Origin of the sequence: Pantoea sp. PNA 03-3, assembly GCF_003201175.1 — a bacterium.
In the GTDB taxonomy this organism is placed as follows: Bacteria; Pseudomonadota; Gammaproteobacteria; order Enterobacterales; family Enterobacteriaceae; genus Pantoea; species Pantoea stewartii.
In genome coordinates this window covers 504,304-517,820 of the sequence record NZ_QICO01000002.1, presented here as the reverse complement: position 1 = coordinate 517,820, position 13,517 = coordinate 504,304, and the positions used below count along the sequence as shown (strand labels likewise).

Here is a 13,517-nt window from a genome sequence, read left to right as displayed (position 1 = left end):
TTATGCATATTTTCTTCAGAACCGTGCCGGTCGCTGCCATTAACCTTCTGCAGTCACTGAACGCAGGCGGTGCATTTAACGCCGTATTCAAACCTTTACTTAAAGTGCTGACGTATGTGCTCCTGCTGTTTATGTACCTGCTGAAGCCCGTGTTCCTCTGGCCATTGATGTTCCTCTCCGCAGTCCTGACCCTCCTCACGATGGCGGTTCCGGTTCTTTTGTTTGCCAGTCCGGCGTTTACCCTGGGTAACGCCTTCAGCGGGCTGTTAAAGATAATCGATCAGTTTCCTGCAATGTGGCCGGTGTTAATCCTGCTGAGCCTCCAGATCGACATGTTGATGTTTTTGCGTCGCGAATATAATCGCGAATTTAAGAAGATGCGCGACCGTATATTTATAAGGGATATCTGTGAAGGACAAGCTAGGCAGGGATCGGTTCGCGGTGGTGATTTAACAGACAAGCAGAGAGGCTGAACGATGAGCGAATTTCTGTCGAAAATTGATGCAAATCCGCCACACTGGGCAGGTGAGACGATTGGCACCTGGGACGACAGCCGGCTGCGGCTGCACGGGGGATTCCTCAAACGTCATTACTGGGCTGATGCCGGCAGTATTAACGTGTTCTGCATCAAAGGTACGGCGCATCCGGATTACCAGGGGCTTAGCTGGCATGAGTTCCTGCACCGGGGCAAACGCATGGACCGTAATATCCCTATGCTTGAGCGAAATCCGGGCTATTACTCTGAGACGTCAGCTAAGAAGCCGTCCATGTATTACAACAGCTATGACGGTATTGACTGGTATATCGGTGCCGACGGTAATCATCGCAGCGGTCTGGCACGATTCTTTTTCCATGATCAGGAAAAAGCGTATCTCCATGGTGTGCATCTGAATCATTACGAATTTGATGAGCCATTGCTGGCAGTTTACCTCGCGCTGCGTGATGAGCTGGCCCTGCACAGGCCGCTGGGGCTGTATGCTGAAACCGGCGTCAGTCATGTCCACCTCAGCAGGGCGGATAATCCCGGCTGGAAAACGGATATCTACTCCTCATCACTTTATTTCCCCTCACTGGACGTGAGCGGGGAGCTGCTCAGTCATCCTCTGGTTCACTGGCTTAAAGCCTCAGGGGAGATAAAACAACCTGCTGAAGGCTGGCAACTCCTGCATGAACTCCGTACCTGGCGAAACGCGCCCGCTGTCAAAGGCAGGCGTCAGGGACTTTTCAGCAGGCTGTTCAGATAAACCGACAGGGGTCTTTAGCATGAGCGATCGTTACGTAATGGAGTCGCTGCTCCGTCCCGCCGTCGAGCTGTATTCGGCAACCGTGGCCGGTAGTGCCACCTTCATCTGCCTGACGGCGCCCTGGTCAGTCGCGCTGGCGCCCTCGGTCAGTTGGGTGACCGCTGCCGGATTCGGCGTGCTGGCGCTGAAGCGCACTTCTCAGGGATTAAAAATCCTTCGCTACCGCCGCAATATACGTCGCCTTTCCCGCTATGCGCTGACCAGTGACCAGATACCGGTCAGCCGCCGGCATTTGTTCCTCGGCAAAGGTTTTCAGTGGTCGCCCCGGCACACGCAGCGGCTGATGGAGGCCCGCCGTCCTGAATGCGAAATCTACGTTCAGCCTTCGGTCATGTACCGCATGGCCCGCGAGCTGGAAAAAAAGATGGAGTACAGCCTGCCGTGGCTGTGCCGGATGACGTCGGCAGACTCTGCCTTAAACCCGTTCCGGCCGCTCCCCCCGGTCGGCGGCAGTTCCGTTTATCACGGTGTTGAGCCTGATGAGGTTAACGTCATGTCTGACCTGGGCGAGCGCGTGGGACATATGCTGGTCATGGGCACCACCCGCGTCGGCAAAACCCGCCTGGCAGAGCTGATGATTACCCAGGATATCCGACGCCGTAACGCCGCTGGTGAATTTGAGGTGGTCATCGTCTTTGACCCCAAAGGCGATGCAGACCTTCTGCGACGCATGTATGCCGAATCGCACCGCGCCGGGCGTCAGGACAATTTCTGGGTCTTCCATCTTGGCTGGCCGGACATCAGCGCCCGCTATAACGCCGTGGGTCGCTTCAGCCGTATCTCTGAGGTGGCGTCGCGCGTCGCGGGTCAGCTTTCCGACGAGGGTAACTCTGCCGCCTTCCGTGAGTTTGCCTGGCGGTTCGTTAACATTATTACCCGTGCGCTGGTCGCCCTTGGCCAGCGTCCGGATTACAGCCTGATCCTGCGTTACGTAACCAACATCGGCGAGTTGTATGAGACCTATGTCGATAACCTGCTGAGCGAAAAGGCTCCAGAGCTGGTCGCTTCGATGCAGGCTAAGATAGCGCTTCCGTTAGCAGACAGGGATCTGCCCCGACACCTCCAGGGACGGGAGAACGGTAAGAAAATATGGGTCTCAGAGCAGGTGCTAGGCAGTCCTGAGGGTAAAAAGCTCTGGGACCCTGTCCTGGATGGCCTGCGCAGTGCGGTGCAGTATGACCGGACTTACTTTGACAAAATCGTGGCCTCGCTGCTGCCGCTGCTGGAAAAGCTCACCACCGGAAAGACGGCGGCGCTGCTTGCCCCTGACTACACCGACCTTAACGATCCGCGCCCGATACTCGACTGGCACAACATCATCAAATCCCGGGGCGTGGTCTACGTCGGCCTGGATGCCCTGTCTGACCCGGTGGTGGCCGCCGCCGTGGGGAACAGCATGTTTGCTGACCTGGTCTCTGAAGGCGGGCACATCTATAAGTTTGGTCTGGGCGATGAGGGCGACAAAAAAGCTGGCAAGGCCGTCATCAATCTGCACTGTGACGAGTTTAACGAGCTGATGGGCGATGAGTTTATTCCGCTCATTAACAAGGGCGGCGGTGCCGGGTTTCAGGTCACGGCCTACACCCAGACGCTGTCCGACATTGAGGCCCGCATCGGAAATTCGGCTAAAGCCAGTCAGGTCATCGGTAACTTTAACTCCCTGGTCATGCTCCGTGTTAAAGAGAAAAACACGGCCATGCTGCTGACCGATCAGTTGCCTGAGGTGGGGGTGTACCAGAAAACCCTGACGTCAGGCGTGACCGACGTCTCCCGCCCGGGCGAAGGCACGGACTTCAACAGTAACGTCAGCGATCAGGTGACGCTGGTTAAGGTGCCGATGATTAGTCCCTCTGACATCATCAATCTGCCGAAAGGTCAGGCCTTTGCCCTGCTGGAAGGCGGAAGGCTGTGGAAAATCCGTATGCCGCTGCCGGTCAGCGATGACAGTGATCGCTTTATGCCGGCGAGCCTGAAACAGCTGGCTGACACCATGGAGAAGAATTACCGCAGCGGCGAATCCTGGTGGACAGGTGGTGATGTCGGTATTCCGGGAGGCCTTCATGTCCCAGAATGACGGCGGAAATACCCGGCAGAGCGCTCCCGCGAAACACAGACACCCGGGCCCTTTTACGCTGCTTCTGTGGGACATGCCGCTGAGCCTCATCGGCATCCTGATTGGTTCACTGTTCGTCAGCCTGGGTGTTGAATATGCGTGCATGACGTTCCTCTGGCCGGACGAGGGCGCGGCGCACAGCTATCAGGTGATGCTGGACGAAAGCCACTGGCTGTCTTCGGGGTATACCCGAAGCCTGCTGATGGCCACGCCGGTGGAAACCATCACCCGCTGGGTTCAGGCCGCCTGGCACTGGCTGTTTGTGGACAGCGGATTCAGTCACTGGCTGGCCTCTTTCAGGGAAACGAGCCGAAAAGGGAGCGGTCTCATTCCGGCCCTGAACGGCTTCGGCGCATCCCTCATCAGCAGGCTGGGAGAATACCTGCAGGCCACGCTCTGGGTGACGCTGATTTTCTTTATCCGCGTGATGATCCTGTTTCTCAGCATCCCGCTGTTCGGGCTGGTCATCATCACCGGCATCGTTGAGGGACTGGTCAGGCGTGACCTGCGTCGCTACGGGGCAGGCTACGAATCAAGTTTTGTCTATCACCACGCCAAACGCTTCGTTAAGCCTGCGCTTTACGGCCCCTGCATGCTTTATCTGGCATGGCCAACAGCAGTCTGGCCAAATCTGTTTTTGCTGCCCTCTGCGCTGCTGGTTGGTGGCGTACTGGCTGTTGTGACGGCGTCGTTCAAAAAGTATCTGTGATGTGTGTGCTTGCGGGGGATGTGCCCGGAGGGCCTGCGCTGCTGCAGGCCTTTTTTATGACTAAAAAGAGGATTCAGAGGTTCATGCCCAGAACATGCACCGTGACATTTTGGGTGGCAGTGTTATAGAAATTATCCCTGATAAACGTCATACCCTGTCTTTCATAAAATCTACGCGCACGGGTATTTTCTTTAAGAACCTCAAGCCACAGAAAGTCACTACCTCTTTCTTTGGCCATCTCAGCAACTTCATCAAATATGAGTTGACCGTAGTTTTTCCCGGTTGAGCCTTCTGAAAGATAAAGTTTTTTAAGAAGAGTTCCCTGTAAAGGAGTTCCCGGAATGCTGCACCGCCATATGACTTTCACAAATCCGATCGGAAACGACGTTTCGACTACATACCAGCCTGCGGAAGGGTCAGTAAGGCTGCTTTCGATGACCTGTAACGAATATTCCTGCTTAAGGAATTCGTCCAGTTCCTCTCTGTGGGTCCAGTATTGTTTAAAATGATGGGTGTATGTACTGACACCCAGCTCACTCAGGAGCGAAACATCAGACTGTCTTGCTTCGCGCAGAATTAAAGTCATTCATTTATTCCTGACAAAGGATGACTGTTTCGCCTTACTGGAAAAGCCAGTGGCCAACCCGGGCCGACTCAATCAGCATGCTGACGGTCAGTGGCTTGTGAGGGTCAGGTACGTCTCTCGTTCCTGGCAACTCGGGGTGAAAATAATTTCTGATGTTGAAGCCCTGACTGTGAATACTCCAGCGCTCAAAATACTCCTTCATCATCGCTTCTGCCGTTTCTATAGTCAGCTTCAGGTCATCCCGAATGCGGGTTTCTGCCGTAACAGGCAGACGTTCGCCCCAGAAGATAAAGCGACGGCGGGCATAGTTTTCTCTCACAAAGGTAATGATTTCTTCGCTCAGGGTGTCCATTAAAAATATGTCCATTGGATGCGGTGTTCCGGCCGGGCAATCCGGTTGTAAATGCTGCGTATATCGTTAAAGATGTTGTAGACAGTGGTAAACGTCATTATCCAGCCCAGCCACGGGACATTCCGGCCAACAAACGCCCCCAGATGGTTGGTCCAGCTAACGTGCAACTGACTGATGGTTTTGCCGTTGAGTGTCGGCAGTAACATGCCTTTTGGAAAACGGTAATTCAGCAGATATCGGGAAGCCAGAGAGGCAACTGAAGTGCCTTTTGTGGCGCTACCGGGTTTTGCGCGGGTGGGAATAAGAGGTTGTCCTGCCAGAACCAGTGCCGCGTCGGTCGCCGCGAGTCCGAGATGCTCACTCACCACCTGTACGCCTACAAGCCAGAACAGCTGGACGTGGGTAACATTGCTGTATCCGCCATAAAAATACGTGCCATTAAGCTCTTCGGTCGTGTCCATGTGCCTTTAGCTCCGGATATGAATGCTTTGTTTAATTAATCATCGCCCAGCCGGTGCGGTTTTCGCCAGAAACAATCTGCTTTTATTTTCAGAAATCCATAAAGATTTTACTGCTGTCAGGCGGGCGCGGTTGCGTCACTCTCACCTTCATCTGTTACCCGGGAGAGCCTTACATGCGCCGTTTACCCCCTTTCATTGCACTCCTTGCCTGCGTCATGCCGGCAATTGTGTGCCATGCCTCCGAAAAGGATGAGCTCGCGCTGGTTATGCGCCAGCTGGATCAGGTTCAGGCGGGCCTTGACCACGCCCGCGTGGTGGCGAACCAGAATCAGGATGCCCGCTTTTACTTTGACTATCAGCAGGCCACCCGCGATATCGCCACCATGAAACAGGGTATTTCCACCTACCTCGAACCGTCCCGGGCACAGCCTGACAGCGGCTCAGCGTCGGTTACCGGACAGTACCGGGCGCAGGAGCCGGCTTGGCGATGAACGGCGCACAGACCTCCGGCTGGGCGGCAGGCACCGGCGGCGGCCTCACGCCTTCCCAGCTGAACATTCTCATCCTGAGCGCGCTCGCCATCGTCATCCTGCTCTTCTCTGCCTGGGCCATCGTGCAGGGTTACCGGGGATGGGCGTCAAGAGCCATCACACTCAGGCAGTTCAATGAGCTGGTTATCCGTCTGGTTCTCCTGTACCTGCTGACCCTGTTTTTCTTCTTTAACTGAAAGGACACCATTATGAAATCCCGTTTTATCAGGCTCTGCCGTGCCGCACGACTTCGCGCCACGCTGCTGATTCTGCCACTGCTTCTGGCTGCCGGTCAGGCCCGGGCCGGGCTCCCTACCGTACAGCCGCCACCCGGGGGCGGCGGTGGCGGACTCTGGAACGCCGGGATGGGGTACATAAAGATGGGCGGGCTGGGCATAGGTCTACTGGTGTGCGTTGGCGCCTTTCTCGCTGTTGCACACGCCGTCATCACCGCCTTCCATGACGTGCGTAAGGGAAAAGGCACATGGACCGAACTTATTCTTTACAGCGTCGTCGGCATCATCCTCATCCTGGTGGTGATTTTCCTTGCGACACAGGCAGCAGACATTCTCTGAGGAGCAGTGATGGCCGTTATCGACTTTCTCCCCGACCGGCTCAATTACCCGCCCGTGGTGTACCGGGGATTTACCGCCGGCGAGTTTCTGCTTGCGGCAGGTACGGGCAGCCTGGTGGGCATTCCACTGGGCGTACCGCTTTGCCTGGTGCCTCACGTCGGCTGGCTGGCGTTCCCGACATGCATGTTGCTGATGCCGATTCTTACTGTGTTTTTCGGCGGGAACTGGATTGCTGCCTACAAGCGCGGCAAGCCTGAGAACTACATCTGGCAGCGGCTGGAACAAATCCGCTGCCGCCTGGGCCTGTCGCGTTCGATGATTCTGGCCAGCCGCGCCTGGGAGCTGCAGCGCACTTCCGCACGGGCAATGAGGAGGTCCGCATGAGCCGGTTTCGTAACGGTATCACGGCGCGTGATAACCACATCTTTTCCCTGCGGATTTTCTGCGTGCTCTTTTTCGCCGGCATGCTGGTCACCTCAGTCGGCTGGATGCGGGCGCCCTCGGATATGACTATCCACATCCCGCCCGACCTGCGCTCCGGCAGCACGCAGAAATGGTGGGTTATTCCGCCCTATACGGTTTACGCCTTTGCGTTCTACATCTTCCAGCAGCTCAACGCCTGGCCGACCAACGGTGAGGTGGACTATTCGGCGAAGATTGCCCAGCTCAGCCCTTACCTGACGCCGTCCTGCCAGGATTTTCTGAACAGGGACTATGAGTTTCGTAAAAACAGTGGCGAACTCAAGGACCGCGTGCGCGTGGTGTATGAAATTCCCCGTCGCGGCTACAGCGACAGCAGCGTCGACATCCTTAGCGACGATCGCTGGGTGGTGCGGCTCGACCTGGTGGCTGACGAGTATTACCACGCCGAGAAGGTCAAGCGGGCGCTTGTTCGCTACCCACTCAAAGTTGTGCGCTGGGAAGGTGATCCGGCCCGCAATCCTTTTGGTCTGGCTCTTGACTGCTATGACTCCACGCCGCAGCAGCTCGAAGCCATGCCGCAGCCGGAGCCGGAGAAAAAATCAGGAGTATTCCAGTGATGAAACGTCCTCTGATACTGCTTTGCCTGCTTCTGGTCTCAGGCCTGACGCAGGCGGTTGAGCTCATGAAGTGGGAGCGTATTCCGCTGCAGATACCGCTCACCGTCGGCCAGGAGCGCATCGTGTTTGTGAATAAAAACGTGCGTGTGGGGTTCCCGCCCTCTCTCAACGGCAAAGTGCGTATTCAGAGCACCGGCGGCGCGGTGTACTTCGATGCCAAAGAGGCCTTTCCGGTGACGCGCATTGAGCTGCAGAGCAAGGAAAACGGCGAAGTCATCCTGCTTGACGTCAGCGCCGTGCCCGGCAAGGGGACGCGCGAACCGGTGAAGCTGGTCTATGACGGTGAAGTGGCCACTGCAACGGCCAGTGACAGACAGTCGGTGAGTAGTGATGCAGGCAGCAGCAGTAAAAACACTTCTTCGGTGTCGGGTACTGACACTGCGCCGGCACGCAAAGCACCAAAACTCAGCGCGCCGCTGCCGGTGGTACTGACCCGCTATGCCGCGCAGAGCCTCTACGGGCCGGTCCGAACCGTGGAGCCGGTGCCGGGCATCAGCCCAGTGTCACTGAAACTGCCATCGTCCATTACCACGCTGATGCCTGGCGAGCCCGTGTCGGTCACGCCGATGGCGGCCTGGAGCCTGATGGGCGACAGCGTGGTGGCGCTGCAGGTGCGTAACCGCTCGGCCGACAAGGTGGTCCTAGACCCGCGAGAGCTGCAGGGCCAGTTCGAGACGGCGACCTTTCAGCACCGCTGGCTGGGTCGTGCAGGCACGCCGGAAGACACAACGGTTGTGTACCTGGTCATTCAGGGACGCCCTGAAGGCGCGTTTATCGCTGAACCCGTCACGGTCATGCCTAAAACGGCACGGAGGGCGAAGAAATGAGCCAGCCCGGCACAAACCTGATAGTGAAAATTGCGGTGCCGGTGGTGCTGACCGTCGCCATCGTCGTGGGCGTCAAATCCTGCTCGGATTCAAAGGAAAAAACGGCGTCGACGCAAAAAACCACCAATGCAGCGCTGAAAGACCTGACACCTGATGAGCTTAAGGCGCTGGGCGTAGAAGGCGACACGCCGCAGGACACCCTGCGCACGATAGTGGGCAATTTTCGCCGCGTTCAGGACCGCCTCGATACGCTCGCCAGTGACAACAAAAAGCTGAACGAAGAAAACACTGATCTGAAAAAGACCAACAGCAACGTGGATGCACAAATCAACGAAGCGGTGGCAAACGCCCGTGCTGACGAGGCCGAGAAGCGGGCAAAACTCAGCGCACAGGTCTCCGACCTCAGTTCGCAGGTTGGACAGATGCTTGAGCAGCTTAAAAACGGAAATTCGGCCTCGCCGGCTAAACCCACTTCACCGGGCAGCGACATCCCGATTGGGCTGGGCTATGACAACGGCACCAGTGGCAGCGTTGCAATGTCATCCCCTGCCTCAGACGGTCTGCAGTGGGTCGAACCCAAAGACGGTATCCCGGTGGATGCCAGCGGCAAACCCGTTACTGACAGCAATAAAAACAGCGCGACCGGCTTCTCGTTTGCCTCGTCGTTCGGTGAAGCGGGTGACGCCGGTAAGCAGGCCGGCGCAGCGGTTTCCACAGCCGTCAGTCAGACTGTGCCGGATGCGGTGAAACCCGTCGATCCGGTGTTTACGCTGCCGGAGAACTCCACGCTGGTCGGCAGTCGCGCCATGACGGCACTGCTTGGCCGCGTTCCCATAGACGGCAAAGTGACCGATCCGTACCCGTTCAAGGTTATGTTAGGCAAAGACAACCTGACGGCCAACGGCATCGAGCTGCCGGACGTTCAGGGAGCCATCGTGTCCGGTACGGCGACCGGTGACTGGACGCTGTCCTGCGTGCGCGGGTCTATTACCAGCATCACGTTTGTGTTCGCGGACGGCACGGTGCGTACGCTGCCGTCGCCGGACAGCCAGAACGGCGGCAGTAATAACCAGAATTCACAGAACAGCAGCGGAAACGGCAATAACAGTATCGGCTGGCTGTCGGATGACAACGGCATTCCCTGCATCTCCGGCACCCGTAAAAGCAACGCCTCTACCTATCTGCCGACTATCAGCCTGCTGGCCGGCGCAGCCGCTGCCGGCGATGCCCTTTCACAGAACCAGATGACGGGCCAGACCAACGCCATGGGCGGCGTGACGCAGACGCTGACCGGTGATGCGGGACAGGCCGTGCTGGGTAAATCGCTGTCCGGGAGCATGAAAGAAACCGTGGACTGGGTAAAACAGCGTTATGGCCAGACGTTTGACGCGATATACGTGCCGCCGGGTCAGACCGTGGCGCTGCACATTACCCGCCAGCTGGCGATCGACTATGAAGAAAAAGGCCGCAGGGTGAAGTATGACTTCAGCCTGGCAGGCTCAGGCTCGGGGATGGACTGATGAAAAATGAACTAACAACCAGTAATTTAAATGATTATGTACGGGCCTGTGAGGCCGGGCATCTGGCTGAAAGTGCTGGTCCCGTGGGCAATCCGGCTGCGGTGATGCAAAGGCTGATGAGGCTTGAGTGTGAAACAGTCGTGCGAGCTGCAGACGGTAAATTCCTGCGTCTTGCCTCCCTTTATATTGAACACCCAGCCCCGGAGGTGCCGGATGCGTCAGTGTAAAACTCTGGCGGCGCTGGCACTGGCTGGTTTGACCGCGCTGATCCTCAGCGGCTGCAGCACCTCCAAAGATGAAATGCTGCCCCCCGGTGACAGCACCATGCTGGAGCTCTGGAACAACGGCGCATCTACTACGCACGCCACCGCTGAAAGCCGCACCACGCTGCGCCGGCCGGTCTCCGACAGCGAACGTACGATCGGACAACAGACCCGGGACAGCTACAGCCGCACTCAGGAAAATGAAATTCAGCAGACGTTTCCGCGCCTGCCCAATCCGGATATGGTGATGTATGTGTTTCCGCATTTGGCCAACGGCAACACGCCGGTGCCGGGCTACAGTACCGTTTTCCCGTTTTACAGCCAGGTGCAGTACGCGCTGCCCGGCGAACGCACGGAGGCGCTGTAAATGGCCTTTCGTCTTTTTCGCCGCAGCCGTGAAGCCCAGACTGAACATCAGCACGGTCACGGGCCGTTCTCGGTTGAGGGCCATGAGCCGATCACCCGTGACGGCCGGCTGACGCATGCCGATGAATCAGGCCTGTATGCCACCGGTCCCTCAATTATTGACCACGTTCCCTGGGGGGAATACCTTCCCGAACACCAGTGCATCCTGCTCGACGACGGCGTTTCTGTGGGAGCAGTTTATGAGATCAATCCGGTCGGCACTGAAGGCCGTCCAGAATCGCGCCTGGAGGAAATCCGTGACGTGGTTGAAAATGCGTTGCAGGACAGCATTCCCGAGCTGGACTCACATCAGTGGGTGGTGCAGTTCTTCTGTCAGGACGATTCAGATCTGTCGGCGTATATGGATTCCATCCGGGGCTACGTCAGACCCCGGGCACAGGGCACGGCTTTCACCGAGGCCTGGCTGAACGAACAGGAGCGGCATCTGAAGAACGTGGCCGCTGAAAAAGGCCTGTTTATGGATGAAACCGTGACAGGTGCACCCTGGCGCGGGCAGATCCGTCGCACGCGCATGGTGGTTTACCGCTGGGTGGAAAAGCCTTACCGCGACCCGATGGCGCCGGAAGTTTTACTGAATCAGGTCTGCGGCCGTCTGACCTCGGCAATGAGCGGTGCCGGCATTCGTTCCGTGCGCCAGAATGGCGAACAGATACACAGCTGGCTGCTGCGCTGGTTCAACCCTGCGCCCCAGTGGACGGAAAAGGCCACGCTTTACCGCTGTGCCCGTCACCGCGATGACGCACCCGGGGACCTTCCTCTGCTCAATGACTTCAGCGAAAGCCTGTGGTTCACCCGCCCCCGCAGCGATGCGGACAAGGGCATATGGTGGTTTGATAACGTCGCGCACAAAGCGGTGCCGGTCGCCCGACTTCGTACCCGCCCGCAGACAGGACACCTCACCGGCGAGGTAAAGCGCGGTGACAACATCAACGCCATTATGGATCTGCTGCCGGAAGGCACCGTGCTGGCCATGACGCTGGTTGTGCAGCCTCAGGACAAACTGGAGGCGAATTTTGCCAGCCTGAGCCGCAACTCGATGGGAGAGAACGTCGATTCGCTGCGTGCGCGTGAAGATGCCGCCACGGCCCGCACGTTCCTGGGTAACAAGCACAAGCTTTACCGGGCGGCCATTACCCTGCTCATAAAGGGTCAGGACGAGGACGCCCTGAGCAAACGCTACCTTGACCTCAGCAGCAAGCTGCTGAACTGCGGGCTGGAGCCGGTTAATCCGGAACACGATATCGGTCCGCTCAGCACCTACATGCGGGCGCTGCCGATGTGCTTTAACCCGCAGCTTGACCGCCACAACTGGTACACTCGCCTGATGTTTGTTCAGCACTTTGCCTGCCTGTCACCGGTTTACGGGCGTGACACCGGCACCGGCCATCACGGTCTCACCTTTTTTAACCGGGGCGGCGGTCCGCTGTCTGTCGACCCGCTGAATAAAGAGGATCGCACCCAGAACGCGCACCTGTTGCTGTTTGGCCCGACCGGTGCCGGCAAGTCAGCCACGGCGGTCGACAAGCTTTCTCAGATGGTGGCCATCTATCGATCGCGTATTTTCCTGATTGAGGCGGGGAACAGCTTTGGCCTCTACGGTGACTACTGTGCGTCGCTGGGCCTCAGCGTTCATCGCGTCAGCATCAAGCCCGGCAAGGTCGTGTCGCTGGCACCCTTTGGTGACTCGCACCTTTTGCTGGATGTGAAGCCCGAAGCGTTGATCATCAGTGAGGAAGACCTGCCGGATACTGACGCAGACGATGAGGATGATGAAGACGGTGAGCGTGACGTTCTGGGGGAAATGGAGATTGCTGCCCGCCTGATGATTACCGGTGGAGAAGCCTCTGAAGAGTCCAGAATGACGCGTGCCGACCGTGGCATGATCCGCGAAGCCATCATGGATGCCGCCCGTAAAGCTTATGCTGAGTCCCGCCAGATGCTGCCCGAGGACCTGATGTTTGCGCTGCAAGACATTGCTCATGACATCAGCCAGGGCGACGACGGCCGCGAGAAACGCACGCCGGCCCGCCGCGCACGCGCCGAGGAGATGTCAGAGGCGCTGCGCATGTTCACGGAAGGTTTTGAGGGCGAACTGTTCAACCGCCCAGGCACCCCCTGGCCTGAGGCCGACGTCACGATCGTGGACCTGGGGCAGCTGGCCCGCGAAGGGTACGAGGCTCAGATGGCCGTGGCGGTTATCTCCCTCCTGAATACCATCAACAACATCGCCGAACGCGATCAGTATCTTGACCGTGACATCATCGTGCCCATTGATGAGGGACATATTGTCACCACCAACCCACTGCTGGGACCCTATGCCACCAAAATCGCCAAAATGTGGCGTAAGTTAGGCACCTGGCTCTGGATTTTTACCCAGAACCTTGCCGACTTCCCTGATACGTCGAAAAAGATGCTGAACATGGCCGAGTGGTGGATATGTCTGGTTATGCCGCCTGAAGAGGTTGAGCAGATTGCCCGCTTCAAGACGCTTAATGACGAGCAAAAAGCAATGCTGCTCTCTGCCACAAAACTGCCGCGCAAATATACCGAGGGAGTGATTCTGTCGCGAAAGGTGCAGGCGCTGTTTCGGGCCGTACCGCCGAGCCTCTACCTGGCGCTGGGCATGACGGAAAAAGAAGAGAAAGCAGAACGCCGGGCCATCATGAATGAATTTAAATGCACGGAACTTGAGGCCGTTTACCATGTTGCACGTCGCCTTGACGAGAGCCGTGGTCTTATTCACTGACAGGG

At 57.5% G+C, this 13,517-nt stretch carries 17 protein-coding genes; 14 read left to right on the top strand and 3 right to left on the bottom strand.

Translation table 11 applies throughout. The annotated features are described in order from the left end of the window. Window positions 1-2 precede the first annotated feature (2 nt). The 4 genes from C7433_RS08820 to C7433_RS08805 are packed head-to-tail and all read left to right on the top strand — an operon-like array spanning window position 3 to window position 4,126. Window positions 3-473 carry a hypothetical protein gene (locus tag C7433_RS08820; RefSeq protein ID WP_110268007.1) on the top strand — a complete coding sequence of 157 codons (471 nt, stop codon included), beginning with the start codon at window positions 3-5 and terminating at the stop codon, window positions 471-473. 3 nt (window positions 474-476) lie between these two features. Next, window positions 477-1,244, top strand: coding sequence for a hypothetical protein (locus tag C7433_RS08815; RefSeq protein ID WP_110268006.1), 768 nt, complete (start codon window positions 477-479; stop codon window positions 1,242-1,244). 19 nt (window positions 1,245-1,263) lie between these two features. After that, window positions 1,264-3,378, top strand: a complete 2,115-nt coding sequence (traD, locus tag C7433_RS08810; RefSeq protein ID WP_110268005.1) for a type IV conjugative transfer system coupling protein TraD — start codon at window positions 1,264-1,266, stop codon at window positions 3,376-3,378. Further along, window positions 3,365-4,126, top strand: a complete 762-nt coding sequence (locus tag C7433_RS08805) for a TIGR03747 family integrating conjugative element membrane protein (RefSeq protein WP_110268004.1) — start codon at window positions 3,365-3,367, stop codon at window positions 4,124-4,126. Before traD ends, C7433_RS08805 begins: the two co-directional genes overlap by 14 nt. A 73-nt stretch (window positions 4,127-4,199) precedes the next feature. Here the strand turns inward: C7433_RS08805 and C7433_RS08800 are convergent, their stop codons facing one another. The 3 genes from C7433_RS08800 to C7433_RS08790 are packed head-to-tail and all read right to left on the bottom strand — an operon-like array spanning window position 4,200 to window position 5,525. Continuing rightward, a complete protein-coding gene (locus C7433_RS08800; RefSeq protein ID WP_110268003.1) occupies window positions 4,200-4,712 on the bottom strand; it encodes a GNAT family N-acetyltransferase in 513 nt (170 codons plus the stop codon). 34 nt (window positions 4,713-4,746) lie between these two features. Beyond that, window positions 4,747-5,079 (bottom strand): DUF1493 family protein, encoded by a 333-nt coding sequence (locus C7433_RS08795; protein WP_226374780.1) that lies wholly within the window; start codon window positions 5,077-5,079, stop codon window positions 4,747-4,749. Further along, window positions 5,064-5,525, bottom strand: a complete 462-nt coding sequence (locus C7433_RS08790; RefSeq protein WP_110268001.1) for an STM2901 family protein — start codon at window positions 5,523-5,525, stop codon at window positions 5,064-5,066. The genes C7433_RS08795 and C7433_RS08790 overlap by 16 nt, the downstream gene beginning before the upstream one ends. Before the next feature lie 173 nt (window positions 5,526-5,698). Between C7433_RS08790 and C7433_RS08785 the strand changes: the two genes are divergently transcribed. Genes C7433_RS08785 through C7433_RS08740 form a run of 10 tightly spaced genes read left to right on the top strand, consistent with a single transcriptional unit; the run spans window position 5,699 to window position 13,512 of the window. Further along, the gene (locus C7433_RS08785; protein ID WP_110268000.1) at window positions 5,699-6,016 is read left to right on the top strand and encodes an RAQPRD family integrative conjugative element protein; all 318 of its coding nucleotides are present in this window, start codon (window positions 5,699-5,701) and stop codon (window positions 6,014-6,016) included. Beyond that, the gene (locus C7433_RS08780) at window positions 6,013-6,252 is read left to right on the top strand and encodes a TIGR03758 family integrating conjugative element protein (protein ID WP_105091853.1); all 240 of its coding nucleotides are present in this window, start codon (window positions 6,013-6,015) and stop codon (window positions 6,250-6,252) included. The genes C7433_RS08785 and C7433_RS08780 overlap by 4 nt, the downstream gene beginning before the upstream one ends. Before the next feature lie 12 nt (window positions 6,253-6,264). Beyond that, window positions 6,265-6,630, top strand: a complete 366-nt coding sequence (locus tag C7433_RS08775) for a TIGR03745 family integrating conjugative element membrane protein (protein ID WP_110267999.1) — start codon at window positions 6,265-6,267, stop codon at window positions 6,628-6,630. A gap of 9 nt (window positions 6,631-6,639) precedes the next feature. Beyond that, complete coding sequence (locus tag C7433_RS08770) at window positions 6,640-7,014, top strand: TIGR03750 family conjugal transfer protein (RefSeq protein WP_110267998.1); 375 nt, start codon at window positions 6,640-6,642, stop codon at window positions 7,012-7,014. Then, window positions 7,011-7,670, top strand: coding sequence for a PFL_4703 family integrating conjugative element protein (locus C7433_RS08765; protein ID WP_110267997.1), 660 nt, complete (start codon window positions 7,011-7,013; stop codon window positions 7,668-7,670). The genes C7433_RS08770 and C7433_RS08765 overlap by 4 nt, the downstream gene beginning before the upstream one ends. Further along, entirely contained in the window at window positions 7,670-8,557 is an 888-nt protein-coding gene (locus C7433_RS08760) for a TIGR03749 family integrating conjugative element protein (protein ID WP_110267996.1), read from the top strand. Before C7433_RS08765 ends, C7433_RS08760 begins: the two co-directional genes overlap by 1 nt. Continuing rightward, window positions 8,554-10,077 carry a TIGR03752 family integrating conjugative element protein gene (locus C7433_RS08755; protein ID WP_110267995.1) on the top strand — a complete coding sequence of 508 codons (1,524 nt, stop codon included), beginning with the start codon at window positions 8,554-8,556 and terminating at the stop codon, window positions 10,075-10,077. Before C7433_RS08760 ends, C7433_RS08755 begins: the two co-directional genes overlap by 4 nt. Beyond that, complete coding sequence (locus C7433_RS08750; RefSeq protein ID WP_110267994.1) at window positions 10,077-10,304, top strand: hypothetical protein; 228 nt, start codon at window positions 10,077-10,079, stop codon at window positions 10,302-10,304. The genes C7433_RS08755 and C7433_RS08750 overlap by 1 nt, the downstream gene beginning before the upstream one ends. Further along, on the top strand, window positions 10,291-10,707 hold the full coding sequence (locus tag C7433_RS08745; protein ID WP_110267993.1) for a TIGR03751 family conjugal transfer lipoprotein: 417 nt from the start codon (window positions 10,291-10,293) through the stop codon (window positions 10,705-10,707). Before C7433_RS08750 ends, C7433_RS08745 begins: the two co-directional genes overlap by 14 nt. Next, the gene (locus tag C7433_RS08740; protein WP_110267992.1) at window positions 10,708-13,512 is read left to right on the top strand and encodes a conjugative transfer ATPase; all 2,805 of its coding nucleotides are present in this window, start codon (window positions 10,708-10,710) and stop codon (window positions 13,510-13,512) included. Window positions 13,513-13,517 lie beyond the last annotated feature (5 nt).